This is a genomic window from Umezawaea tangerina, from assembly GCF_003002815.1.
In the GTDB taxonomy this organism is placed as follows: Bacteria; Actinomycetota; Actinomycetes; order Mycobacteriales; family Pseudonocardiaceae; genus Umezawaea; species Umezawaea tangerina.
In genome coordinates, this window is record NZ_PVTF01000005.1 from 307,040 (window position 1) to 331,944 (window position 24,905).

Genomic DNA, 24,905 nt, shown 5'->3' on the forward strand with positions numbered 1-24,905 from the left:
ATCGGGAGGCCGTGGATATCGCCCGAGGTCAGGGGCAGCCTGAGAACACCCAGCCAGCCTAGGCACCAGGAGCAGAACGTGGCCCGCACACGACCGGACATCACCGTTCCCGACCTCTCCGGGAAGCTCGCCGTCGTCACCGGCGCCAGCGACGGGGTCGGGCTGGGCTTGGCCGCCCGGCTGGCCGCCGCGGGCGCCGAGGTCGTCATGCCCGTCCGCAACCGCGCGAAGGGTGCCGCGGCGGTCGCGAGGATCAAGCAGCAGCACCCGCACGCGGTCCTGTCCCTTCAGGACCTCGATCTGTCCTCACTGGACTCCGTCGCCGCGCTGGGCGACGTCCTGCGCGGTGAGGACCGGCCGATCCACGTCCTGGTCAACAACGCGGGCGTGATGACCCCGCCGAGCAGGCAGACCACCACCGAGGGGTTCGAGCTGCAGTTCGGCAGCAACCACCTGGGCCACTTCGCCCTCGTGGCCCACCTGCTGCCCCTGCTGCGCCGTGGCCGCGCGCGGGTGACCTCGCAGATCAGCATCAGCGCGAACCGGAACGCCGTCAACTGGGACGACCTGAACTGGGAGCGCTCCTACAGCGGACAGCACGCCTACAGCCAGTCGAAGATCGCGCTCGGCCTGTTCGGTCTCGAGCTGGATCGGCGCAGCCGGGCCGGAGGCTGGGGCATCACCAGCAACCTCGCCCATCCGGGCGTCGCCCCCACCAACCTCCTCGCCGCGCGCCCCGAGGTCGGTCGGGAACGGGACACCGCGGCCAGGCGCGTGATCCGCTTCCTCTCCGACCGCGGCATCGTCCTCGGGACCGTCGAGACCGCGGTGCTGCCCGCCCTGCTGGCCGCGACCTCACCGGACGCACGCGGCGGCCGCCTCTACGGTCCCAGCGGTCCTGGGCACCTGGGCGGGGCACCGGCCGAACAGGAGGTCTACTCACGGCTTCGCGGCGAGGACGAGGCCGCACGCGTCTGGCAGGTCTCCGAGAAGCTCACCCGGACCTCGTTCGCGACCGACCAGGACGCCCGCCCCGGCACGGGGCGGACAGGTCCGGACCTTCGCTGACCGCGGTGACCAGGAGGCGGTGCGCGTCGGCAGGGCGCCGCCGTTCAGCACCCCTTCGCGCAGCCCAGTCCGCCCACGTCAAGCGGCCGACGAAAGTCGGAGCCCACCACCATCCACAGTGGACCACCGGAAGAGGGGCTGGCCAGATCGCCGAGTTTGCGGCATGGTGGAGAGGACATGGACCACGACTCGGGGGGAGTTTCCATGAACGACTTCGCGACCGCGCTCGCCGAATCCTTCGGCGCCGCGACCACCCGCACGACCGGCCTGGTGATCGACATCTTCGACACCTCGTCCGAGCGGGCCGCACACGGCCCCATCCCGCCCTGCGGCGGTACTTGCATCTGCAGGGCGCAAGACCCGGTCCTGTCTTGCGGCGGCAACTGCCGCGGCAGCGCACACGACCCCGTCCTGGCTTGCGGTATCTGCATCGGCAACGCGCACGAGCCGGTGCTCGCTTCCATCTGCCGCGGCAGCGCGCACGACCCGGTCCTGGCTTCCGGTACCTGCCGCGGCAGCGCGCACGAGCCCGTGCTCGCCTCCGTCTGCCGCACCACCTCGCCGGTGGCGTGACCGGGCCGCACATCGGGTTCAAGCGGCACCTGCGTGCCGAGGTGGTGCCGGGCGACGCGGTGTACGTGTTCTCCGAGGAGGACACCACCGCGTTGCGCGGCCCCCACCTGGAGGAACTGGCTCCCCTGCTGGACGGGACCAGGGATCTCGCACGGCTGCGCCGGGATCTGCCCGCCTCCGCCGAGCCGGAGCACGTGGCCGGGCTGCTCACCGAGCTGGCGGAAGCCGGCCTGGTCGCCTTGCGCCCCACCGGTGAACCCGACATCGACCATTCCACGTCGGCCTACTGGGACTCGGTGGGCGTGGCGCCCGCCACGCTGAACCGCGTCTCCCTGACCGCGGTCGGCGTCGACCTCGGCCCCGCCGCCGACGCGCTGCGGTCCGCCGGGCTGTCGTTGGTGGACGAGGACGCCGACCTGTCCGTGGTGCTGTGCGACGACTACCTCGCGGCCTCACTGTCTGATGTGGACGAACAGCACCGCGCGGAGGTCAGACCCTGGCTGCTGGCGAAGACCGTCGGCACGCGGGTGTGGCTCGGGCCGGTCTTCACCCCCGGCGACGGGCCATGCTGGCACTGCCTGGCGACCAGGCTGTGGGCGAACCGGCCGGCCGAGGCCCACGTGCGCGACTCGCTCGGGTTGGCGCACGCGGTGGCACGGCCCGCTGTCGCGTTCGGCCCGCTGACCGCTGTCGCGCTGAACCTGGTCGCGCTGGAGGCCGCCAAGTGGCTGGCCGGACTGCGGCACGACGGGCAGCGCACCCTGTGGACCTTCGACAGCCGCGACCTGACCGGCAGGCGCCACGAGGTCAGGGCGCGTCCGCAGTGCGCGTCCTGCGGTGACACCGAACTGGTGCGGGAACGCACGCGGCGCCCGGTGCTGCTGCGGTCCCGACCGAAGACCCACACGTCCGGCGGCGGACACCGTTCGGCCACGCCGCAGGAGGTGCTCGACACCTACCGGCACCTGGTGAGCCCGCTGACCGGGGTGGTCAAGGACATCAGCCAGGACAGGCGTGGACCGGCGTTCTTCAACTCGTTCCGCTCCGGCCCGAACACCGCGCTGGGCAACCGCGGCGCCGCGCACCTGCGCTCGGCGTTGCGGTCGCAGAACGGCGGCAAGGGCGTCACCCCGTTGCACGCCGAGGTGGGTGCGCTGTGCGAAGCGCTGGAGCGGCACAGCGGCCACGCCGACGGTGACGAGGAGCGGGTGCGCGGCAGCTTCCGCTCACTGCGCGACCGGGCGATCCACCCGGACACCGTGCAGCTGTTCGACCGGCGCCAGCAGCACGACCGCGCCCGGTGGAACGCCGAGCACTCCGGCTTCCAGTACGTCTGCGCCCCGTTCGACGAGGACGCCGAGTTCGACTGGACGCCCGTGTGGTCGCTCACCCGGCAGCGGCACCGGCTGCTCCCCACCGCCATGCTCTACTTCACCACGGCTCCGCACGAGCAGTTCACCGCCGACTCGAACGGCAACGCCGCGGGCTCGTCGCTCGAGGACGCTGTGCTGCAAGGGATGTTGGAGGTCGTCGAGCGCGACGCGGTCGCGCTGTGGTGGTACAACCGCACGCGCCAGCCCGCGGTGGACCTCGACGCGGTCGACGACGGGTGGATCGCGCAGGCGCGCCGGGTGCACGCGGAGCTCGGCCGGGAGGTGTGGGCGCTGGACCTGACCTCGGACATCGGCGTGCCCACCGTGGTGGCGCTGTCCCGGCGCACCGACCAGCCGCGCCAGGACGTCATGATGGGGTTCGGCGCCCACCTGGACCCGGCGGTGGCGGTCCGCCGCGCCCTGACCGAGCTCAACCAGATGATGCCCTCGGTCATCGACGGTCGGGGCTGGGACGACGCCGACTTCCGGCGGTGGCTCGAGCAGGCGACCGTGGAGAACCAACCGCACCTGCTGCCCGATCCGGCGTTGGGAACGCCCGCCCCCGTCGACCTCAGCTCCCCGGACCTGCTCGACGACGTCCGGACCGTCCACAAGCGACTGGAGGAGGCCGGCCTCGAGGTCTTCGTGCTCGACCAGACCCGTCCGGACATCGGCCTTCCGGTGGTGAAGGTGATCGTGCCGGGACTGCGCGGTTTCTGGGCGCGGTTCGCGCCGGGCAGGCTGTACGACGTGCCGGTGCGGTTGGGCAGGCTGACCACGCCCACCGCCTACGAGGACCTCAACCCGATGCCGATGTTCCTCTGACCACCGCCCGCTCGACGACCTCCGGGACGACGTGGTGGTGGCCGGGCTCCCGGTGCCGCCGGACTCCCCCGATGACCGGGGAGTCCGGCGGTTTCCACCACCGGGCGGGAACTCCTGGTGCCCGTCGCCCCGTCAGAAGCCGGCGAACACCCGGCGCAGGTCGTCGAGCGTGACGTTGCCCTCGACGGTGATCCCCTTGTCGTAGGGCGTCCTGAGGCGGCCGCTGACCAACCGGACCAGTGCTTCCGGCGGCCCGTCGAGCGTCGCCGAAGGCGCCTCGAGGTGGTCCACGACGGTGACCGAGTCGTCGATCACCAGAGCGGCGCCCGCGGTCGCGAGGGACACCGGGCTCGCCAGCTCGGCGGGCTTCGCGACGAAGCCCAGCAGGAAGCCGATGGGACCGGCCAGCAGGTCGAGGAGCACCGCGGCGGAGTCGGCGTCCACCCCGGCGTCCGGGTCGAAGGCCACGCGCACGTCCCACGAGTGGTTGGCCACCTCGTTGAGCCGCATGCCCAACGCGGTCACCAGCGGGACAGGTTCGGGCAGGAAGCCGAGGTCGACGGTCATCGACGAGCGCTGCTCGGGGGTGAGCGCCTCGACCGTGTCGAGCCAGCGGGCGTTGTGCTCCAGGAAACCCTCGACCTGCGCGCGCGGAGCGGAGGCGTCCCAGCGGGCCCAGATCGCCTGGTTGTCCTCCGCCGCCACGGTCTCCCCCGCGGCCGAGGCGATCGGTGCGCGGCCGATCTCCGCGCCGCTGCCGAGGTGGGAGTAGACCTGGGCGACGGTCCACTCCGCGGCACCGCTGGGTGCGGCCAACCGGTCGTCGGCGAGGCCGCGGGCGAGATGGGCGAGCACGTCGTGCTCGGTGCGCAGGGCGCTGATCGTGCGGTCCACGAGTCCAGTCATGGCACGCTCAACCCCCGGATGGACCCATCTGTTCCGCTGATCACCGCATCAGGTGAAATCCCCTGCCCGGCCGACCGTCGCCGCGGGGACGACCGCTTGCCCGAATTCGGGGCCGGAATGGAATACCGACGCCGACATCGATTTCAGGATGCCGCACCGTGCAACCATTCAGCGCAATCGACAGGACCTCGCTGCATCGTTTGCCGCATTCGATTCCGGCCGGTTATCCCTTCGTTGCACATCATCTTTTCTACACCGATTCAGCACGGTTCCGGCCACCTGCCCGCCGGCATATGTTGTGCACCACAACATTCTCTCCGGCTATCGAACAGTGCAGTCCGAAAGGATGACGGATGCGTAGTAGGAGCCTCGTCCTCTTAGCCGCGGGCACCGGCCTCGCCCTGACCATGACAGCGTGCGGCGCGAACAACTCGACCGACGGGACCAGCCCGACCGGCACCTCGTCAGGCGGCACGAAGGTCGGTGTGATCCTCCCGGAAACCACTTCCTCCCCCCGCTGGGAGGGTTTCGACAAACCACTGCTCGCGGCCGCTCTCAAGGCCGAAGGCCTGGACGCGGACATCCAGAACGCCCAGGGCGACAACCAGAAGTTCAGCACCCTGGCCGAAGGCATGATCAACGACGGCGTCAAGGTCCTGATCATCGCCTCGACGGACTCCTCGGTCGGTGCCGCGGTGGCCGCCAAGGCCGACGCGCAGGGCATCCCGGTCATCGACTACGACCGCCTGAACCTCGGTGGCTCGTCGAAGTACTACGTCTCGTTCGACAACGTGAAGGTCGGCGAGCTCCAGGGCACGGCCCTGTCGACGGCGTTGAAGGACAAGAAGGGGGCGGAGGTCATCCAGATCGAGGGCGCCCCGACCGACAACAACGCCACGCAGTTCACCGAGGGCCAGGAGAAGGTCCTCACGCCGCTCTACACCGCGGGTGACCTGAAGCTGGTCCAGTCCCAGCCGATCGAGAAGTGGGACCCGGTCATCGGCGGCACGGTCTTCGAGCAGATCCTGACCCGCAACGGCCAGAAGGTCGACGGTGTCGTCGCCGCGAACGACACACTCGCGGGTGCGGTCATCACCGTGCTCAAGAAGTTCGGCCTCAACGGCAAGGTGCCCGTCACCGGCCAGGACGCCACCCCGGAAGGTCTCCAGGCCGTGCTCCGCGGCGAGCAGTACATGACCGTCTTCAAGCCGGTCAAGGAGGAGGCCGCGACGACCGCGAAGCTGGCCGCCCTGCTGGCCAAGGGCGACACCGCGGGTGCCGACAGGATCGCCACCGACGTCAGCAAGGACACCACCGCGAACCGCGACGTCAAGTCGGTCCTCCTCGACGCCCAGCTGATCACCAAGGACAAGGTCAAGACCGTCGTGGACGCGCAGGCCGTCAAGGCCTCCGAGGTCTGCGTCCCCGAGCTGGCCGCGATCTGCACCGAGCTCGGGATCAAGTAGCGCCGCGGTCGGGTTCCGTCGCCCCAGTGGTGCCTTGCGGACGGCCGCTGGACATTCGGGATTGCCGTCCCAGGGGTATGACGATCTTCGCGCCCGCGGGTCGTCGTACCCCTGGGTGCTTCCCGGTCGCGCGTCGACCGGCAAGGCCGCGATGCGCAACGCGGGTGATCACCCTGCCGGTTCAGCGCACCTCCCTGATCGCGGTCGACTGACGGAGATGAGGCCGTTCGAGTGAATCTGCTTCCTTCGATGGGAGTAGGCGTCGTCCCGTTGTGCACGAACCGAGTACAGGTCCTAATTTCGCTGTGGTGATCATCGTCCGACCGGAGCAAGGCCTGTGCACGACAACACCCGGTTGCCCGGCGCACCCGGCCAAGGGATGACCGGCACCGGCACGACCGACGACTCCGCCCTGGCCGGTGCCGTCCAGGCGCACTTCGCGCACTCGTCACTGGGTTTCGCCGTCATCGACGCCCCCGGCGCCATGCGGGAGGTGAACGGAGCGCTGTGCGACCTCGTCGGCCTGCCGGCGGACACCCTGATCGGCGTCCACATCGGCGAGGTGTTCACCACCGACGCCGACCTGAGCGCGAACCGCCTGCACGCCGACGCCCAGCTGACCCGTCCGGACGGCGACACGACGGCGGTGGTGCTCGACGTGGCCCCGCTGTCCCCGGACCTGAGGACCGTGGTGGTGATCAACTCCGAGGAGACCTCGGTACTGCGCGCGGCGCTGATCCGCCAGAGCCTCAACGACCTCGTCACCGGCCTGCCCAACCGGACCCAGCTCCTGCGGTGGCTGGACCGCTGCCCCGACGTCCTCGGACTGGTCACCGTCGACGTGGACGGCTTCCACGTGGTCAACGAGGCCCTCGGGCACGACGCGGGCGACCACCTGCTGAAGTCCGTGGCGGCACGCCTGGTGGAGGTCTGCGCGCCGCACGGCCGGGTCGCCCGCACCGGGCACGACGAGTTCACCCTCGTGGTCGACAGCCCCGACGACGTCCTGGGTCTCATCAGGATCGTCGAGGACGTGGACGCGTCGCTGGCCGAACCCGTCTACGTCGACGGGGTGGGCGTGGGCGTGACGGTCAGCACCGGGATAAGCGTGCAGCGCACCAGCGGTCGCACAGCCGCGGACCTGCTGCGCACGGCCGAGGTCGCCGCGCGGTGGAGCAGGCAGGACGGGCGTGCCCGCTGGACCCTGTACGACCCGCAGCGCGACACCCTCGAACGCAGGCAGTTCACCATGGCCTCGTCCATCGCGGGCGCCTTGGAGAACGGCGAGATCGACACCCGCTACACCCCGGTCCACTCGCTGCCGCACAGGCGGGTCGTCGCCTTGGAGGCGTCCGCGCACTGGGCCCACCCCGAACACGGTCCGCTGTCGCAGGACGCCATCCTGAACCTCGCCGAGTCCACCGGCAACGCCATCCGCCTGGGCCGGGTGGTGCTGGCCGACGCCTGCGCGCAGGCGGGCCGGTGGCTGGCGGAGTTCGGCGACACCACTCCCCTGGTGGCCGTCCGCCTCACCTCGCACCAGTGCCGCGAACCCGAGCTGGTCGCGGTCGTCCGCCACCTCCTCGCCGACGCGGCCCTGCCCGCCGACCGGTTGCGCCTGATCGTCGAGGACGACGTGCTGCTGTCCTTGACCCCGGAGCAGGTCGAGGAGCTGGACATCCTGACCGGCGACGGGGTGTCGGTGCTGCGCCACCAGCGGGAAGGGGGCCGCTTCGACGCCTTCGCCGCGACCGGTGTGCCCATCAGCGGGCATCGCGTGGACGGCACCGTCGTCCGCGGGCTGGACGACACCGCCCCACCACTCGTGCGCTCCGCCGTGGTCGGCATGCTGTCCTGGGCGGTGCGCAACCTCGACGGCGACCTGTTCGCCCAGGACGTGCGCACGGAGACCGAAGCACGCGAACTGACCCGCCTGGGCGTCGCCGCGGCCCAGGGACCCCACTTCGGCGCCCCCCTCACCCCCGGTGGTGTGCGGGACCTGCTCCGCGGCACCTGACCCGACGCACGGGAACCGCTCCCGGACTCGCGCGGCTCACATCCCGAACACCGCACCGCTTGTGCCCTCCCCTACGAGCCCGTCGGACCTCGGTTGACAGGCTCTCGACGCCCGGTCCAGGATGAGAGCGCTCCCACAGGGTGGGCGCCACGGGCAGGGCGGGTCGAGGACCCGGTTCTGCCGCCTCGGTTTCAGGCACCGCCTCCGCCGCGCGGTGACACGGTGTCGACACGGAGGTCGTTTCATGCGCAGACGCCTGGCCACGCTGGGTGCGGTCGCCGGACTGCTGGTCACCCTCGCCCCCGCCCCGCCCACCACCGCGGCGCCGGACGGTCGCGGTTCCGACGACCAGGTCACGCTCGTCACCGGTGACCGGGTGACGTTCTCCCGCTCGGGGGTCGGCATCGTGCCCGCGCGGGGACGCGAGCACGCCATGTTCGCGATCACCACGACCGGGCGGCACCGGTACGTCATCCCGGACGACGCGCAGCCGCTCATCTCCGCGGGGCGGCTCGACAAGGCGCTCTTCGACGTCGACGCGTTGCGGGAGTTCGGGTACGCCGACGCCACACCGGTCATCGTGGAGGGCGCGGGCGGGCAGTTCTCGGCCGCCGGTCCGCAGAGCGGCGTCGCGCTCGACGCGCTCGTCGCCGGGCACGACAAGGTCTGGTTGGACGGCAAGAAGAAGCTCAGCGCGCAGCCCGGCGTCACGCGGATCGGCGCACCCGGCGCCTGGCAGGCGGGGTTGACCGGGACCGGCGTCAAGGTGGCCGTGCTCGACACGGGTGTCGACGAGTCCCACCCCGACCTGGTGGGCAGGATCGCCGCGACCGCGAACTTCTCCTCGCAGCCGAGCGTCGACGACACGGTCGGGCACGGCACCCACGTCGCCTCGATCATCGCGGGCAGCGGCGCGGGCCTCGGCGGCAAGTACACCGGCGTCGCCCCGGACGCGGCACTGCTCATCGGCAAGGTCTGCGAGAGCACCTACTGCCAGGACTCGGCGATCCTCGAAGGCATGCGGTGGGCCGTCGACCAGGGCGCCGACATCGTCAACATGAGCCTGGGCGCCCCGTCCGACAGCCCCGGCACCGACCCGATCGAGCAGGCGGTCGACGCCCTGTCGGCGTCGAGCGGCGCGCTGTTCGTGATCGCCGCCGGGAACTCCGGGCCCGGTGAGACCACTCTGGGGAGTCCGGGTTCGGCCGACGCCGCGCTCACCGTCGGTGCCGTCGACGCCGCGGACGCGATCGCACCGTTCTCCAGCCGCGGCCCGCGGATCGCCGACAACGCCATCAAGCCCGACATCACCGCGCCTGGTGTGGACATCGCGGCGGCGAAGGCGGCCAACGGCACCATCGGCACGCCGGTCGCCGACCCCGGCTACGTGGCGATGTCCGGTACGTCGATGGCGACCCCGCACGTGGCGGGTGCCGCCGCGCTGCTCGCCCAGCGCCACCCCGACTGGACCGGGTCGCGGCTCAAGTCCGCACTGGTGGGGTCGGCCGAGCCGACGGCGGGGTTGAGCGTCTTCGCCCAGGGCTCGGGGCGCGTGGACGTGACGAGGGCGCTCGCCCAGTCCGTCGACGCGGAGCCCGCGAGCCTGTCCTTCGGCGTGCAGACGTGGCCGCACGACGACGACGTGCCCGTGGTCGAGCAGGTCACCTACCGCAACACCGGTGCGGACCCGGTCGTGCTCGACCTCGCCCTGGAGGGCACGGCGGCGCAGGGCGGCATCGCGGTCTCCCCCACCTCGCTGACCGTTCCGGCCGGTGGTCGGGCGACGGCGACCGTCACCGCGGACACCCGCGGCACCACGGAGTACGGCAAGTACGAGGGCGCGCTGGTGGCGACCGGCGGCGGCACGCGGGTGCGCACCCCGGTGGCGCTCACCGTCGAGGACGAGCGGTACCGGCTCGATGTCACGACCCTCGACTCCCAGGGCGCACCCGACTCGTCCAGTCTCAGCGTCTACCGGCTCGACCAGGCGGGGACGCTGCTGGACCTGGTCACTGACGACGAGGGCAAGGGCTCGATCCGGCTGCCCAAGGGCGTCTACGGCATCACCGGCTCGATCTCCACGCGCACCGAGGTCAGCCTGATGGTCTACGCCGACCTCGACCTGACCGCCGACACGCAGGTCTCCCTCGACGCCAGGGATGCCGGTCCGGTCGACATCTCGCTGCCGGACGACCCGGCGGCGGCCGAGCAGATCGGCACGATCGCCCTGCGCGCCAGGGGTTCGGTCGTCGGCGCCGGACTGGGCTACGAGTTCGCCTCCTTCGGCGGCTTCTCCGGCGGCGGACGCTCGTTCCGCGTGGGCCGGGCAGGTGGTGCCGTCGCGGACGGCCGGGTGACCGGCTACATCGACTCCCACTGGCGTTCGGGCGCCGACGGGCTCTACACGCTGGGCTGGGACTGGCCCGACCAGGTCCCGAACGGGATCCACAAGGCGGTCACGGCGTCCGCGCTGGAGCTGCGGAAGACCACGCTGCCCCCTCGCCCCGAGGGCGGCCACACCTACATCGAGCCGTGGTCGGCGGGCACGCGGTCCGACCACAGCTCCACCTTCGGTCCCGCGATCGACATCACCGGCGTCACCACCCTGCTCCTGCACGCGACCCCCGGCTCCAGCGGCACGCGGTGGAGCTACACCTACCTCGACTACGACAAGTCCTGGCAGCGGACCCACGCCGCGTGGACGCCGTTCACCGCCTTCCGGGCAGGGCGCACCACCACGACCAGCGCCATGACGCCGGTGCTCGGCCCGACGGCGGTGAGCGTCGGCGACGGGTTCGACCTGCGACGCGTCGGGGACGCGCTGGTGCCCGGCTACCCGCTGCTGTACGGCGACGCGGCGGGCAACCGCGGCGCGGTCCCGATGGCCGAGCCCGAGACGATGACGCTCACCGACGTCGGCACCGGCAAGCCGATCGCCGCGGGTCCCAACGGGACCTACCCGTTGCCCGCCGACCGCACCCGCCTGCGGCTCGACGTCACCGGTGCCCGTGCCGACACGGCGGGCACGAGCACGCGGGTCGAAGCGGCGTGGGAGTTCAGCTCGGCGCACACCGACGGCACGGCCGCCCTCCCGCTGTCCGTGGTCCGCTTCACGCCGAAGCTCGACGCCACCGGGGCGGTACCCGGTGGCGGGCTCTTCGCCCTGCCGCTCCAGGTGCAGCAGTACGACGACAGCGGCGCCGGCGCGATCCGGGGGATCACCGTCGACGTCTCCTACGACGACGGCAAGACCTGGGCCGCGGCACCGGTGCGCGGTGGTCACGCCCTGCTCCGGCACCCGAAGGGTCCGGGCCACGTGTCCCTGCACGCGTCCGCGAAGGACAGCAGGGGCAACACCTCGCAGGTCACCGTGATCAGGGCGTACGCGCTCAGCGAGCGGTGAGGCGGCTGTCGACGACTCCCGTCGGGAGGGAGGGCCGAGGCGGAACCCCCGCCTCGGCCCGCGCCCCGAGGAATCGACGCCTCAACGGGGCACCGCTACCTTGGCAAGGGTGCCCACCTTCGAGGAGATCACCCGCCCCCTGGACCCCGACCCGTCCGAGAACCCCTGGGTGAACGGGCCGCCGCCACCGGAACCGGTCGCGATCGTCGCCTACACGCCCGAGTGGCCGCGTCGCTACCAGGCCGTGGCGGCGGAGGTCCGCGCCGCGCTCGGTCGGGTGGTGCTCGACATCGACCACGTCGGGTCGACCTCCGTGGAGGGGCTGGCCGCCAAGGACGTCATCGACGTCGACCTGACGGTGGCCGACCCCCGTGACGAGGAGGCGTACGTCCCCGCGCTGGTGCGGATCGGCTTCGTCCTCACGGTCCGGGAGCCGTCCTGGCACCAGCACCGGCTCCTGCGGCTGGCCGACCCCCGGACGAACCTGCACGTGTTCGGGCCGGACTGCCCGGAGCTCGTCCGGCACCGCATGTTCCGCGACTGGCTGCGCGCCCACCCCGAGGACCGCGCCCGGTACGAGGACGCGAAACGGGCCGCGGTCCCCGGTGGCGGGAACGTCATGGACTACAACGGGCGCAAGGAGAAGACCGTCCACGCGATCTACGAGCGGCTCTTCCGCGCGGCGGGAATGCTGTAGGCGCAACGACAACAGCTCCGGCGGTCGGTCGACCCGTCAGGACCCGGTAGCGCGTTGGCGGGCGCGGTAGGCGGCCGCGTGGGTGCGGTTGCCGCACGCGGTCGAGCTGCAGTAGCGCCGCGACCCGTTGCGGGAGAGGTCCACGAAGACGTTCGCGCAGCCGTCCGCGGAGCACCCGCGCATCCGGTCGTGGCCGCCGTTGGCGACGAGGGTCAACAGGGCGGCGGAGGTGGTGGCGGCGACCCGGTCGGCGATGCCGGCGCCCGGCGGCGCGTAGTGCCAGTGCCAGTCGCCGTCGTGGTCGGTGAGCTGGGGAAGGGCCCGCAGCTCGGTGAGCGTGCGGTTGAGGAGCTGGACCACCTCGTGCTCGGTGGCGCTGTCGAAGGCCTTCCGCATCGTGTCGCGGTGGCGCAGCAGGCGCGCGAGGTCGGCCTCCGAGAGCGGTGCGGCCACGACCCAGCCGCGGTGTGCGAGCAGCTCCGCCACCCGGTCGACGTCGTGCAGGTCGTCGTGGCCCGAGTCGGCCTCGCCGGTGTTGACGAGGTCGACCGCCGTGAGCACGGCGCGGCCGTCATAAGCACCTATGTTCACTTGACTCCTGACGCCGCTGACTCCTACCGTCATGACCATCGGTCATTTTACTGCTGACGTGGAGGCGCGGATGAACCCCAACGCCACTGTGCCCCCCGCTCCGGCCCACGGCAGGCTGCCGGTCCACTGCGACTGCGAGGTCCTGCCGCCGCCGTCACTGGTCCAGGAGCTCGTGGCGGTCCACGAGGTGGTGCGCGGCGAGCGGACCGGGCTGCGCGACGGCGTGCTGACCGTCGCCGGGGACGTCGACGCGGACATCACCGTCCCGCTGGTGACCTCGGCGGCGGTCGACGTCATCGCCCCTGGTCAGCGCGACGTGCGCACGGACACGGTCCTCGACGTGGTGCCGCTGGCGGTGAAGGTCGACGGGGGCGTCGGCGAGGGCGTCACGCGGCTGGCCACTGGCGTGGTGCTGGTGGTGACCGGGGTGGACGCGGGTGGAACGCAGCTCGGCGAGGCGGGCAACTCCGCCGGGGTGCTGTCCGAGCGGATGGCGGACGCCGCTCCCGGAACGCCCGACCCCGGCGACTGGGTCATCCGGATCGCGGTCACGATCGAGGCCGGGCGGCGGATGGAACGGCCGGGGCCCGCGGCTGCCCACCGGGCCGCGGACGTCGTGGCGGACCGGCTGCGCCGCGCACTGCTCGACGCCCCGCCCTCCGCCGTCACCGACCGCCGCACCCTGGAGGAGCCGTCGGGACCGGGCCCGCGCGTCGCGCTGGTGAAGCTGGTCATGGGGCAGGGCGCCATGCACGAGAACCTGCTGTTCCCCGCGGAGCCCGGCGGGGTGCGCGGCGCCGTCTCCCTGATCGACCTGGGCAACCTGCCGCAGCAGCTCCGGGTGAACGAGGTGCGCGACGGCGCGCTGCACTCCTTGTGCTGCGTCGGGCCGTCCAGCAAGGAGACCACGCTGCACTACTACCGCGACCCGCTCGTCGAGGCACTCGCCGAGGACACCGACCTGCGGCTGACCGGCGTGGTCGTCGTGGGCAGCCCGGCGCAGGAGGCGGACAAGCGCTTCGTCGCACGGCGGGTCGGCGCGATGGTCGCCGCGGCTGGCGTGGACGGCGTGGTCGTGGCCACCGAGGGGTTCGGCAACAACCACATCGACTTCGCCGCCGAGATCGAGGAGATCGCGAAGTACGGGACGCCTACCGTCGGCGTGTGCTGGTCGGCCGCGCGCGGCATGGTGTCCGGCAACGAGTACATGTACGCGCTGGTCGAGGTGAACAAGGCCGCCGACGGCCAGGAGTCCGACGTGCTCGGGGAGAACACCGCCGACGCGATGGACGCGCGCCGGGGGATCGCCATGCTGAAAACGCTGCTGTTCGGCAAGGACACCCTGCCTTCTCCCCGGTCGTGGGACGCGGAAGTGCCGCGCGCCAACCAGGAGCTCGTCGAGGCCGCGGCGGCGGACAACGGCGGCCGACCGACGCTGACCGGGGGGATGCGCAGCGAGGTACCGGTTTCCGCGACCGCGCCGACCCCGCTCGCCCCGTTGGGACGGCCGCTGTCCGGGGCCGTGGTCGCGCTGGTGTCGTCCGCGGGTGCGCACACCGTCGGCGACACGCCGTTCCGGCCCTACGCCGACTACAGCCTGCGGGAGATCCCCGCGACGGCGACCGATGACGGGCTCACCTTCGCCTCGGGCAGCTACGACAACAGCGACGTCAACGCCGACCCCAACTGCCTGTTCCCCCTCGCCCGGCTCCGCGAGCTGGCCGAGGACGGCGTGCTCGGCGGTGTGAGCCCGACCCACTTCGCCATGCAGGGCGGCGGCACGGAGATCGAGCTCGTGAGGACCCGCACCGGCCCGGAGCTCGTGCGGCGGCTGGAGGAGACCGGTGTCGACGCCGTCGTGCTGATCGGCGCGTGCGGCAGCTGCCACCGCTCCGCCGTCGTCCTGCAACGACTGGTCGAGCAGGCCGGCATCCCCACGGTCATCATCGCGTCGCTGCCCGCCGTGGCCGCGCAGCTCGGCGCACCCCGGATCGCGGCGACCGACACCCCGATGGGCGCGGCGCTCGGCGCACCGCACGACACCGCGCAGCAGCGCCGGATCCTGACCGCCGCGCTGGACCTGCTGGTGGACGCGACCGAAGCCGGGGCGGTCGCGCGGATCGCGGAGCGGTACCGGAGCTGAGCACGTCCGGTCCTGGGGGCAAGGTCTGTCGTGCTGTCGGCCTGACAGCACGACAGACCTCTCACCACCAGGCGTGACGCAGGTCACCAGGGGGTGGTTCAACGTTGTGGCCCGGTCGAGGGGTTTCCCGACCGCAACGCAACCACCTCGACAGAAGGGGACGACGTGCGGGACGGCTACGACCGGTTCGTCGCCGATCGACTCGATCGGCTCTTGCGCTACGCCACCGCCATCACCTGCGACAAGCACCTCGCGCAGGACATCGTGCAGGACGTCCTGGTGCGCGCCCGGTCCCGGTGGGGCCGGATCGGCGCCATGGACGCGCCGTACCTCTACGTGCGCCGGATGGTGACCAACGACTACCTGTCGTGGCGCCGACTGCGCGCCCGCCGCGACGTCACCTCGACGCACGCCGCGCTCGAAGTGCTCTCCCCCGCCGTGCCCGACCACGCCGAGCGGCACGCCGAACGGGACGCGATGCGCGCCCGGATCGCCGTGCTCCCGCGCAAGCAGCGCGCCGCGATCGTCCTGCGCTACTACGAGGACGCCACCACCGCCGAGATCGGCCAGGTCCTCGGCTGTTCCGAGGGAACCGTGCGCAGCCACCTCTCCCGAGCCCTGCAGACGTTGCGCGTCAACGAGACCAGCCCGTCGGAGGTGCTGCGATGACCGAGCAGGAAGCCCTCATCCGCGAGGCCGTGGCCGCGGAGGCCGCCGAGGCGGTCGACTCGCGGGCGGTGCTGGCCGCGTTGCACGCCAAGCGGTCCCGCCGCCGTCCGCTGGCCCTGCTCGCGGTCGCCGGCCTCACCGTCGCCGCCGTGACCGCGGCCGTGGTCCTGGCGCCGTCCCCCGCCCCGCGTCCCGCGACGCTGGAGGCGGCGACGCCCCCCGAGCCCAGCACCGTCCTGCTGGCGGGCCTGGACGCCGCGGGCCACGCCGATTCGGTGGTCCTCGCCCGTGTCGGCGCGGACGGCTCGATCACCGCCGTCACCCTCCCCCGTGACGCGTGGGTCGACCTGCCGGGTCAGGGCATGGGCACGCTCAGCTCCGCGAGCGATCCGCAGGTCCTCGTGCACGCGGTGGAAGGCCTCACGGGCACGCACGTCGACCACTACGCCACCGTCGACCTGGCGGCCGTGGCCGCGGTCAGCACGGTCGTGGGCGGCGTCGAGGTCTGCCTCACCGCCCCCGCGCAGGAGTCCCTGTCCGGTGTGGACCTGCCCGCGGGCAGGTCCACCGTGTCCGGCGACCAGGCGTTGGCGTTCCTCCGCCAGCGCCGCGGACTGCCGGACGGCGACTTCGACCGGATGGTCCGCCAGCAGGCGTTCCTGCGCTCGCTGGCGGCCAAGGTCCTCGACCCGGCCGTCCTGCGCGACCAGGCCAAGGTCACCGCCGTGGTCGACGCCGTCCGGAACGGCGTCCACACCGACCCCGGCTGGAACCTGCTCGCGTTCGTCAACACCCTGCTCCCGAACGCGAACATCCGGACCGCGACCGTCCCGCACGAGGGGACGACCGCCACCGAGTCCGGCACCGCCCTCACCGTGAACCCGGCGGAGGTCCGCGCGTTCGTCACCGGCTTCCAGTCCGAGTCCCCGACACCCTCGGGCCCCTCCGACGTTGCGGGCGGTGACTGCGTGAACTAGGGGCGTGCCACCACGCCCCGGCGGTCATCCCCCGCTCGACGCACCGGACCTCCCCGTTCCGCCGACCCCGGCCCTCCGGGACGTGATCGGCCTAGCATCGGTGTGGGGAGAACGGGGGGAAGGGTGGAGTTCCGCGTGCTTGGCCCGCTCGAGGTGTGCCGCGGCGGGGTGGTGTTGGGGTTGGGGGGCCCACGGCAGCGGGCGGTGCTGGCCGCGCTCGCGATCCGGGCCAACGAGGTCGTGGGGGTGGAGTACCTGGCGGCGGCCGCGTGGCAGCGGCCGCCGCCGTCGTTGCAGTCGAACGTCCGGACGTACGTCGCGGCGTTGCGCAGGCTGCTGGCCGAGCCCGCCACCGAGCGGCTGGTGAGCACACCGGACGGGTACCGGCTCGTGGCGGCGGACGGCGAGGTGGACCACACCGCCTTCGAGGACCTCGCGGGTCGGGCGGGCCAGGCCCTGCGGCAGGGGGACGTGCCCGCCGCCGCGGACCTGGCGGGCCGCGCCCTGCGGATCTGGCGCGGCGTCCCCCTGGCCGGGTTGCCGGTCGGGCCCGCACTGGAGACCGAGATCGCACGGCTGGAGGAGCGCAGGCTGACCGTGGTCGAGCTGTGCCTGGAGGCGCGGCTGCTGCTCGGCGAGCACGACGAGGTCATCGCGGAGTCGCGCGGGCTGGTCGCCGAGCACCCGTTCCGGGAGAAGCTGGCCGAGCAGCTGATGCGGGCGCTGCACCAGGCCGGGCGGCGGGCCGAGGCGCTGGAGGTGTACCGGCGGACCCGCAGCCGGGTGGTCGAGGAGCTGGGCGTGGAGCCCGGTCCGGGGCTGCGCGAGGTGCAGCAGCACGTCCTGAGCGGCACCGGGACGGGACTGCCCAGGGCACGGGCCGTTCCCGCGGAACTGCCCGCGGCCGTGTCGGCGTTCACCGGCCGCGAGGAGCACCTGGCCCGGCTGGACCGGGTGCTGGAGCGGACCGGCGACGCCGTCGCCGTGGTCGCGATCAGCGGCAGCGCCGGGGTGGGCAAGACGGCGCTGGCCGTGCAGTGGGCGCACCGGGTCGCCGAGCGGTTCCCGGATGGGCAGGCGTTCATCGACCTCGGCGGGTACGGGGCGGACCGGCCGAGCACCCCCGCCGAGGTGCTCAACCGGCTGCTGGGCGGCATGGGCGTGCCGTCCGAACGCATCCCGACCGAGCCGGACGCGATGGTCGCGCTGTACCGCTCGCACCTGGCGGGCAGGCGGGTCCTGGTCGTCCTGGACAACGCGCGCACGGCCGAGCAGGTCCGCCCGCTGCTGCCCGGCGCCCCCGGCTGCCTGGTGGTGGTGACCAGCCGGGACACGCTGGAGGGGCTGGCCGCGCTGGACGGCGCGCACCCGGTCGCGCTGCACCCGTTCACCCCGGAGGAGTCGGCCACGCTCCTGGAACGGATCCTGGACGACGACCGCGTGCACACCGAGCGGGCCGCCGTGGCCGAGCTGACCCGGCTGTGCGGCCACCTCCCGCTCGCCCTGCGGCTGGCCGCCGCCCGGCTGGCCACGCGGCCCCAGCACAGCGTGCGGGCGCTGCTGGAGTGGATCCGCCAACGCGACCGGCTGTCGACCCTGCAGGTGCCCGGTGATCCGCTGGCGGCCGTCCGGCTCGCCTTCGACCACTCCTACCTCGCGCTGCGACCGTTGCCGCGCAAGCTGTTCCGCAGGCTCGCGCTGGCGCCGGGTCCGACGCTGACCGGTCCCGTCGCGGCCGCGCTGGCGGACACCACCGTCGAGGCCGCCGAACCGCTGCTGGGCGTGCTCACCGCGGCCAGCATGGTCGACGAGCCGGAACCGGGCCGCTACCGCCTGCACGACCTGCTGCGCCACTACGCGGCCGAGAAGGCCGGCGCGGAGGAGTCCGAGGCCGAACGGGAGGCCGCGATCCGCCGGGTCCTGACCTGGTACCGGCACACGGCCGACGCGGCCACCACCGTGCTGGACCCGCACCGGCGGCGCACCGTCGGGTTCGACCCCGGCGAGCCGAACCGGTGGCCGGTCGGCTTCGACTGCTACGACGAGGCGCTGGCCTGGTGCGAACAGGAACGGGCGAACCTGGTGGCCGCGGTCCGGCACGCCGCCGACCACGGGGTCGTCGACCTGACCTGGCAGCTGCCGGTCGTCCTGTTCGGATTCCTGGAGCTGCGCAGGTACTGGCCGGACTGGATCGCCACCCACCGGCTCGGGCTGACCGCGGCGCGGGAGGCGGGCGCGCGGCAGGCCGAGGCGTGGATGCTGAACAGCCTCGGCATCGCCTACAAGCAGACCGGGCGGATGGACCGGGCGCAGGACTGCTACCGCGAGTCGCTGGCGATCCGCGAGTCGACCGGCGACCGGCACGGCCAGGCCGTCACGTTGCAGAACCTGGGCGCCGCGGCCAACCACAGCGGGCGCCAGGGGGAGGCGATCGAGCGCTACCGGGCCGCGCTGGTGATCTTCCGGCAGACCGCCGACCGGTGGGGCGAAGGGCTCAGCCTGTCCAACCTCGGCGAGGCCCACCGCAAGCTCGGCGCGTTCGACGTGGCGGTCGAGTGCTTCGAGGAGGCGCTGCCGATCCGCCGCGGGCTGGGCGACCGGCGCGGCGAGGGGATCGTGCTGCACAACCTCGCCGAGACGTTCCGGGCGGCGGGCCGCCCCGGCGACGCGGTCGAGCACTACCGGACCGCGCTGGCCATCCGCACCGCGGTCGGCGACCGGTGGGGAGTCGCCCGCACGCTCACCGGTCTCGGCCACGCGCTGGTGGACGTCGGCCGGGCGGCCGCGGCCACCGGCTACTGGCGGCAGGCGCTGGGCATCTTCCGCGAGCTCGGCGACCCGCAGGCCGCCGAGGTGGCCGCGCACCTGGACCGGGTCAACGGCCGTCTGGTGCCCGCATCGGTCGCAGCACCACGCCGAGCACCCGATCCGTCGTGATCGGGCCGAAGTGCCGCGAGTCGAAGGACCGCTCCGGGTTGTCGCCGCGCACCGCCAGCTGCCCGGCGGGCAGGTCGTCGCCGGGCACGGCGACGACCCGTTTGACGATCCAGCCCGCGGTCAGCGCGAGCGCCTGCTCCGGGGCCTCGGCGAACACCACGCACTCGCCGCGCCGCACCTTCCGGGTGCGGCGGACCAGCAGCCGGTCGCCCGGCCGGTAGGTCGGGGTCATGCTCTCGCCCCGCACGGTGACCACCACGTACCGGCCGCGCAGCCAGCAGAGCGCCGCCACCACCGCGACGGCGGCCGTGGTGGTGGCGACGGCGGCGGTCACGACGGCCGTCCCACGGCGACGGCGCCGCTGAGCGCGCCACCGGGACGTGGCGCGTGCGCGTCGGTGTAGCCGGACGCCTGGAGACCGAACAGACGGGCGTAGACGCCGTCGCAGGCCATCAGCTCGGCGTGCGCACCCTGCTCGGCGACGACACCGCCGGACAGCACGGCGATCCGGTCCGCGTCCCTGATCGTGCCGAGGCGGTGGGAGATCAGCAGGCTGGTCCGCCCGGCGCGGATCCGCCGCAGTCCACTGTGGACCTCGTGCTCCGCCTCGGCGTCCAGCCCGGCGCTGGGCTCGTCGAGGATCATCAGGTCCCGCTCGGACCGCAGGAACGCGCGGGCCAGTGCCAGGCGCTGCCACTGGCCGCCGGACAGCACGACCCCGGTCTGCGGTTCCTCCCCCTCCGTCGGGGTGAGGAAAGCCCGTGACAACAACGTCCGGTAGCCCAGCGGGAGCGCCGCGACAGCCTCGTGCACACCCGCTCGTCGCGCGGCCGCCTCGACCCGCACCGGGTCCTCCAGCGCGGTCAGGTCGCCGACCGCGATGTTGTCGTGCGCGTCGAAGTCGTAGCACATGAAGTCCTGGAACACCGCGCCGATCCGGTCGCGCAGCTCGGCGGTGGGCACGTCCCGGATGTCCACGCCGTCCCAGTGGATCGACCCGCGGGTGGGGTCGTAGAACCGGCACAGCAGCTTCACCAGGGTGCTCTTGCCGCTGCCGTTGTGCCCGACGAGCGCGGTCGTCGCGCCGTGCGGGAAGAACAGGTCGACCCCGCGCAGCACCCACGGGTGCTCGTCGGAGTAGCGGAACCACACGTCCCGCAGCTCGATCCCCCTGCGCAGGGGCGGAAGTGCGGCGGGCACCGGCGGTGAGGGGAGGTCCGCGCCCGCGCCCATCACGGTGGTGTAGTGGCCGAAGACCAGCAGGTGCTGGTGCAGCCGGGCGGCTCCGCCGACGACCCCGTCGACCGAGGCCTGCACACCGGCGACGGCCGCGACGAACATGGCCACGTCGCCGATCGAGACCTGGCCGCTCCTGGCCGCGAGCAGCACCCACACCAGCCCACCGCCGGAGATCACCGCGGCCAGCACCACCAGCGCGCCCTGCGCGACCAGCTCGCGGCGGTCCATCCGGCGCAGCGCGGCGTGGGTCGACCGCATCTCCTGGTTCATCCGGCCGCGCAGGAACCCGCCGAGCCCGAGCAGCCTGATCTCCTTGGCCGAGTCGACCGAGCCGAGCAGCCTGGTGTAGAAGAACTCCCGCCGCTGGGCGGGCCCGATCCGCCAGATCATCGCCGCCCGGTGGTGCGAGAGCCGCAGCTCCAGGAGGAACGCCGGGACCGCGGCGGCGAGGACCACCGCGGTGAACCACGGGTTGACCACCGCCAGCGAGCCGACGAACCCCACCAGCGTCACCAGCGCGCGGCCGGCGGCGAACGCCGACTCCACGAGCTGGCCGGGACTGCTCGCGCTCTGCTCCGCGAGCCGCAGCCGGTCCAGGAACACCGGGTCCTCGAACCGGGCCAGCCCCGCGAACCGTTCGACGGCCGCGAACAGCTCGTCCTTGGCCAGCAGCTTGGCCCGCCGGTCCAGTTCGGCCCGCAGGTACTGGCCGACCTGCGGCACGACCGCGCCGAGCAGACCGACCGCCGCCAAGCCCGCGGAGAGTCCGATGAGGACGGTGACGGGGCCGGGGGTCACGAGCTCGTCCAGGGCCAGCTTGGTGAACCAGGCGACGGCGATCGGCGTCACCGCGGCGACCAGCGTGACCACGAGGAACGCCACCAGGTGGACCGGGGCCGCGCGCCAGACCAGCGCCGTGATCCGCGCGGCGGCCTTCGCCATCCCCCTGCGGCGGGCGGGAGCGCTCATGCCGCGACCGGGAGTCGGAAGAAGTCCAGGGAGGAGTAGGTGACCCTGCCGTCCGCGACGACGGCGAACGACGGGAACGCGTGCACGCCGTACGCCTCGGTGACCGGGATGTCGACGGACTCGACGACCACCGTGGCCACCGGTGACAGGGCCGCGACGAGCTCGGCGGGGTCGGCCAGCCTGCCGTCGACGACCACGACGGTCCGCGCCCGGTCCTGCGCCGCGGCCCAGCTCCTCAGCGCGGGCACCTGGTCCTTGCAGCTCGGGCAGTCGGAGGTCAGGAACACCGCGACGTGGTTGGCGGGCAACAACTCGCGCGAGACCGGCGCGCCGTCGACGGTGGTCGCGGCGAACGGCCCGACCTCCTTGCCCGCGGCCGGGAGGTCACCCGCGATGGCGGGCCCCATCGGCGCGGCGCCACCGCGGTTCAGCAGGTCCTCCAGCGTCGCGGTGTGCTCGCGCAGCCGCCGGACGACTCCGAAGGTCAACAACAGGTCCAGTGCGCACAGTGCCCCGAGCAGGACCACCGCGGCGGTCAGTACGAACATCAGTTCCGCCTCGTCGAGAGTTGGGGGGTGAACAGGTCGACCAGGTCGTCGAGCCGGACGACCAGCAGGGCGAGCACGGCCGCCGCGCCGCCCGCGACGACCAGTCCGGCCAGGTCGGCGTCGCCGACCGGTCCGATCAGCAGTCCGGTGGCCGCCACCAGGAACAGGGCGGCGTTGCGGACGAGGTGCCGGGCGCCCAGCGGCGTGGACGAGGCACCGAAGCACCGGCAGGACGTGCGGACACCGCGCCGGATCGCCGCCGCGATGCCGTGTCCGAACGCGGCCATCAGCACCATGGCCAGACCGAGCCCGATCCGTCCCGCGCCGGGAACGAGCAGGAGCAGGACGACGGATGCCTCGGCGGCCACCACCGCACCGCCCACGACCCTGGCGGTGGCATGGCTGATCCGGCTGACCGGACTGGAAGCGATGAGCAGCACCCTCGTGGTGGCGGCGAACTCCCGGAACGCCGCGCGCCCGCGCAGTTTGCCGATCACCGATACCCCGCACACCAGTCCGATCAGGCAGCGGCAGGCGAAACCGAGGTGGTCCATCGACCCATCTCCCCCTCGTCGGCGGCTGGGCGGCGCCCGCGGCAACGGGCGCCCCCAGCCGGTTCTCAGCAGGTCAGCAAGGCAGGTTCAGCGCGTAGCACGGCGTGCACTCCCCGCCGTGCTCGACGTCGCGCCGCCACTGCCCCAGCTCCCACGACACCCCGTTCCAGCCGCAGCAGTAGACGTACGCGCCGCACGCGGCGTCCGCCTTGGCCTTGGGGGCGACCTTCACCAGCATCCGGTCGCCGAACCGGGTGATCCGGTCGGTGAGGTTCTTGACCATCAAGACGGTCCCTCCTTGGGTCGGGGGACGGACAAGCCGTCCCGGACGACCGAACCCTCCCCCACGGCCGCACAGGTCCCGCACATGTCGCGCACACGCTCCGGGACGCCCTTGATGCCAAGAAGCTCTTGTCGTCGGCCCGTGGTCCCCAGTCCGGTGCCGGGCCCGGCCGACGACTTCGGGTCCCGATTCGGTGGTCGTGTCCTGCCCGTCGGGCGGTGCGCGACCGCGCGCCTGCTTGTCCGAGGCTTCCTTCTCGCACGCGGGGTGTACTGGCCGCGGGTCGCGTCGAGCGCCCTGCGCTGGCCGATCTCCGGCGGCATCCTCCTGATCCGCGGATCGACGACAGGCTGGGCCCAGGAGATCAAGCCGTCTACGACGTGCTCCGCACCGCGGACACCCATCGGCGTCTTCCAGGTCAAGTCCCGCGCCCGATGGACACGCTCCCCTGCTCACGCCCCCGCGGCGCAGTGGCCGACTGGGCGTGGCGTAGCGGGCACCAACCGGGGCTCAGTGCTCTTCGAGCACGGCAAGACGCGTTCACCGCTCGTCGACCCAGCGCGGCTTTCGACACAAGGCGATGGCAGTTCCCCACCTGGAGTCACCGGCACGGCCGCGCCCGCCCGCCGGAATTCCCCCGGCCCCGTCCAGGACCGTCCAGCAGGATGTCGTGCGTTGGCGTTGCGTCAACGCAGGTGTCATCCGCTCACGGGCAGCGACACCGTGATCAGGATGGTTCGAATTCGCGACGGCGGAGGCCGGAAAGGCCGGAACCGCGGGCGGAGGTCGCAGGTCGAAGCGGCGCCCGACAGCACCCTGCCGGTCCCAGCGCCTTGGGAGCGACACCAACGGCGATGGGACCGGCAGGGGCAACAGGGACTTGCGGGTCCGATCAGGCGTGGGCGGGGGGCCGCGCCACGTCGATCGCGTCGAGGTCCCTGTCGCCCTCGACGAGGTCGGTCACCTGCGCGAGGAACTCATCGCGGGTGAGCACACCGTCCCGGTCGGAGTCGATGGCGACGAAGTTGGCCTCGGCCTCGTGATCCGGGATTCCCAGGGTGGACGTGATCGACCTCCACTCGGCGCGGCCGATCCTGCCGTCGGCGTCGGCGTCCGCGGCGTCGAAGAGGGACAGGTGCAGAGCGGTGGTGGAGGCCAACACCGCGCGGTAGTCGGCACCGGCCACGAACTCCTCCCTGGTCACCACACCGTCGGAGTCGGTGTCCAGTGCGGACAGCGAGTCCCAGAGCGCGGCGGCCTTGCTGGACGCGCCACCACCTGCCGTCGCCGCGAAGGTGTCCAGGTCCGAGCGGTCGATCAGACCGTTGCGATTGCCGTCGAGAAGGGTGAACAGTCGTGCCAGTCCTCGTTGCGACATGGTGCGCCTCATTCTTGGGAGCCCAATACCGGATACTCGATACCACGTGTTCCACGAATTGCGGGAATTCCACCCACCAAAAGCTAACACGTTGCTCAAGAGATAAGGACACACCTTTGGGGGGAGAAATATTCACTCGTTCGTACACTTCGTAAGCGCACAGTAGAGGAACGGCGACGCCCCCACGCCAACCTTCTTTCCGTATTTTCGGATCACCACCCGGAGCCGGAAGAGGTCGCAACAGCAAGTGAAGCGGATTCATCAAAGATTCGCAGAAAACCGACCTGTC

The 24,905-nt window shown here is 72.5% G+C and carries 19 protein-coding genes; 11 read left to right on the forward strand and 8 right to left on the reverse strand.

Going from position 1 to position 24,905, the window contains the following annotated elements; all coding sequences use genetic code 11:
* The first annotated feature begins 78 nt into the window (after positions 1 to 78).
* The 3 genes from CLV43_RS18935 to CLV43_RS18945 all read left to right on the forward strand — a co-directional run bounded on the left by CLV43_RS18935 (position 79) and on the right by CLV43_RS18945 (position 3,839).
* On the forward strand, positions 79 to 1,068 hold the full coding sequence (locus tag CLV43_RS18935; protein WP_106188531.1) for an SDR family oxidoreductase: 990 nt from the start codon (positions 79 to 81) through the stop codon (positions 1,066 to 1,068).
* A gap of 204 nt (positions 1,069 to 1,272) precedes the next feature.
* Entirely contained in the window at positions 1,273 to 1,641 is a 369-nt protein-coding gene (locus CLV43_RS18940) for a hypothetical protein (protein WP_106188532.1), read from the forward strand.
* The gene (locus CLV43_RS18945) at positions 1,638 to 3,839 is read left to right on the forward strand and encodes a TOMM precursor leader peptide-binding protein (RefSeq protein ID WP_106188533.1); all 2,202 of its coding nucleotides are present in this window, start codon (positions 1,638 to 1,640) and stop codon (positions 3,837 to 3,839) included. Before CLV43_RS18940 ends, CLV43_RS18945 begins: the two co-directional genes overlap by 4 nt.
* 132 nt (positions 3,840 to 3,971) lie before the next feature.
* On the opposite strand, the gene CLV43_RS18950 is transcribed toward CLV43_RS18945, so the two are convergent.
* On the reverse strand, positions 3,972 to 4,745 hold the full coding sequence (locus CLV43_RS18950; RefSeq protein ID WP_106188534.1) for a maleylpyruvate isomerase family mycothiol-dependent enzyme: 774 nt from the start codon (positions 4,743 to 4,745) through the stop codon (positions 3,972 to 3,974).
* 353 nt (positions 4,746 to 5,098) lie between these two features.
* On the opposite strand from CLV43_RS18950, the gene CLV43_RS18955 reads away from it, so the two are divergent.
* The 4 genes from CLV43_RS18955 (at position 5,099) to CLV43_RS18970 (ending at position 12,328) form a co-directional block, all read left to right on the forward strand.
* Positions 5,099 to 6,211, forward strand: coding sequence for a sugar ABC transporter substrate-binding protein (locus tag CLV43_RS18955; protein ID WP_106188535.1), 1,113 nt, complete (start codon positions 5,099 to 5,101; stop codon positions 6,209 to 6,211).
* Between the two features lie 337 nt (positions 6,212 to 6,548).
* Positions 6,549 to 8,228 (forward strand): EAL domain-containing protein, encoded by a 1,680-nt coding sequence (locus CLV43_RS18960; RefSeq protein WP_146174803.1) that lies wholly within the window; start codon positions 6,549 to 6,551, stop codon positions 8,226 to 8,228.
* A gap of 244 nt (positions 8,229 to 8,472) precedes the next feature.
* Positions 8,473 to 11,631: a S8 family serine peptidase gene (locus CLV43_RS18965; protein WP_170155900.1), complete on the forward strand. Its 3,159-nt coding sequence runs from the start codon at positions 8,473 to 8,475 to the stop codon at positions 11,629 to 11,631.
* Between the two features lie 109 nt (positions 11,632 to 11,740).
* The gene (locus CLV43_RS18970; protein ID WP_211304416.1) at positions 11,741 to 12,328 is read left to right on the forward strand and encodes a GrpB family protein; all 588 of its coding nucleotides are present in this window, start codon (positions 11,741 to 11,743) and stop codon (positions 12,326 to 12,328) included.
* Between the two features lie 36 nt (positions 12,329 to 12,364).
* Here CLV43_RS18970 and CLV43_RS18975 read toward each other — a convergent pair whose 3' ends face one another.
* On the reverse strand, positions 12,365 to 12,919 hold the full coding sequence (locus CLV43_RS18975) for a CGNR zinc finger domain-containing protein (protein ID WP_170155901.1): 555 nt from the start codon (positions 12,917 to 12,919) through the stop codon (positions 12,365 to 12,367).
* 70 nt (positions 12,920 to 12,989) lie between these two features.
* On the opposite strand from CLV43_RS18975, the gene CLV43_RS18980 reads away from it, so the two are divergent.
* From CLV43_RS18980 to CLV43_RS18995, 4 genes are all read left to right on the forward strand, one after another.
* Positions 12,990 to 15,062: a glycine/betaine/sarcosine/D-proline family reductase selenoprotein B gene (locus CLV43_RS18980; RefSeq protein WP_170155902.1), complete on the forward strand. Its 2,073-nt coding sequence runs from the start codon at positions 12,990 to 12,992 to the stop codon at positions 15,060 to 15,062.
* Between the two features lie 165 nt (positions 15,063 to 15,227).
* Positions 15,228 to 15,731, forward strand: coding sequence for a SigE family RNA polymerase sigma factor (locus CLV43_RS18985; protein ID WP_106188541.1), 504 nt, complete (start codon positions 15,228 to 15,230; stop codon positions 15,729 to 15,731).
* The gene (locus tag CLV43_RS18990; RefSeq protein WP_106188542.1) at positions 15,728 to 16,708 is read left to right on the forward strand and encodes an LCP family protein; all 981 of its coding nucleotides are present in this window, start codon (positions 15,728 to 15,730) and stop codon (positions 16,706 to 16,708) included. The genes CLV43_RS18985 and CLV43_RS18990 overlap by 4 nt, the downstream gene beginning before the upstream one ends.
* Positions 16,709 to 16,843: 135 nt before the next feature.
* On the forward strand, positions 16,844 to 19,645 hold the full coding sequence (locus CLV43_RS18995; protein WP_146174805.1) for an AfsR/SARP family transcriptional regulator: 2,802 nt from the start codon (positions 16,844 to 16,846) through the stop codon (positions 19,643 to 19,645).
* Here the strand turns inward: CLV43_RS18995 and CLV43_RS19000 are convergent.
* From CLV43_RS19000 to CLV43_RS19025, 6 genes are all read right to left on the reverse strand, one after another.
* Positions 19,584 to 19,979, reverse strand: coding sequence for a S26 family signal peptidase (locus CLV43_RS19000; protein WP_170155903.1), 396 nt, complete (start codon positions 19,977 to 19,979; stop codon positions 19,584 to 19,586). The genes CLV43_RS18995 and CLV43_RS19000 overlap by 62 nt on opposite strands.
* Complete coding sequence (locus tag CLV43_RS19005; RefSeq protein WP_106188544.1) at positions 19,976 to 21,853, reverse strand: ABC transporter ATP-binding protein; 1,878 nt, start codon at positions 21,851 to 21,853, stop codon at positions 19,976 to 19,978. The genes CLV43_RS19000 and CLV43_RS19005 overlap by 4 nt, the downstream gene beginning before the upstream one ends.
* Positions 21,850 to 22,401, reverse strand: coding sequence for a TlpA family protein disulfide reductase (locus CLV43_RS19010; protein ID WP_106188545.1), 552 nt, complete (start codon positions 22,399 to 22,401; stop codon positions 21,850 to 21,852). The genes CLV43_RS19005 and CLV43_RS19010 overlap by 4 nt, the downstream gene beginning before the upstream one ends.
* Positions 22,401 to 22,955, reverse strand: a complete 555-nt coding sequence (locus CLV43_RS19015; protein WP_106188546.1) for a MauE/DoxX family redox-associated membrane protein — start codon at positions 22,953 to 22,955, stop codon at positions 22,401 to 22,403. The genes CLV43_RS19010 and CLV43_RS19015 overlap by 1 nt, the downstream gene beginning before the upstream one ends.
* Before the next feature lie 73 nt (positions 22,956 to 23,028).
* Positions 23,029 to 23,238 carry a hypothetical protein gene (locus tag CLV43_RS19020; protein ID WP_106188547.1) on the reverse strand — a complete coding sequence of 70 codons (210 nt, stop codon included), beginning with the start codon at positions 23,236 to 23,238 and terminating at the stop codon, positions 23,029 to 23,031.
* A gap of 892 nt (positions 23,239 to 24,130) precedes the next feature.
* Positions 24,131 to 24,616 (reverse strand): EF-hand domain-containing protein, encoded by a 486-nt coding sequence (locus tag CLV43_RS19025; protein ID WP_170155904.1) that lies wholly within the window; start codon positions 24,614 to 24,616, stop codon positions 24,131 to 24,133.
* Positions 24,617 to 24,905: the final 289 nt, after the last annotated feature.

Excerpts from the sequence above, each read along its gene's own strand:
- CLV43_RS18940 (WP_106188532.1), top strand. The coding sequence starts at position 1,273 with ATGAACGACTTCGCGACCGCGCTCGCCGAATCCTTCGGCGCCGCGACC.
- CLV43_RS18950 (WP_106188534.1), bottom strand. The coding sequence starts at position 4,745 with ATGACTGGACTCGTGGACCGCACGATCAGCGCCCTGCGCACCGAGCAC.
- CLV43_RS18955 (WP_106188535.1), top strand. The coding sequence starts at position 5,099 with ATGCGTAGTAGGAGCCTCGTCCTCTTAGCCGCGGGCACCGGCCTCGCC.
- CLV43_RS18965 (WP_170155900.1), top strand. The coding sequence starts at position 8,473 with ATGCGCAGACGCCTGGCCACGCTGGGTGCGGTCGCCGGACTGCTGGTC.
- CLV43_RS18980 (WP_170155902.1), top strand. The coding sequence starts at position 12,990 with ATGAACCCCAACGCCACTGTGCCCCCCGCTCCGGCCCACGGCAGGCTG.
- CLV43_RS18990 (WP_106188542.1), top strand. The coding sequence starts at position 15,728 with ATGACCGAGCAGGAAGCCCTCATCCGCGAGGCCGTGGCCGCGGAGGCC.
- CLV43_RS19005 (WP_106188544.1), bottom strand. The coding sequence starts at position 21,853 with ATGAGCGCTCCCGCCCGCCGCAGGGGGATGGCGAAGGCCGCCGCGCGG.
- CLV43_RS19010 (WP_106188545.1), bottom strand. The coding sequence starts at position 22,401 with ATGTTCGTACTGACCGCCGCGGTGGTCCTGCTCGGGGCACTGTGCGCA.
- CLV43_RS19015 (WP_106188546.1), bottom strand. The coding sequence starts at position 22,955 with ATGGACCACCTCGGTTTCGCCTGCCGCTGCCTGATCGGACTGGTGTGC.
- CLV43_RS19020 (WP_106188547.1), bottom strand. The coding sequence starts at position 23,238 with ATGGTCAAGAACCTCACCGACCGGATCACCCGGTTCGGCGACCGGATG.
- CLV43_RS19025 (WP_170155904.1), bottom strand. The coding sequence starts at position 24,616 with ATGTCGCAACGAGGACTGGCACGACTGTTCACCCTTCTCGACGGCAAT.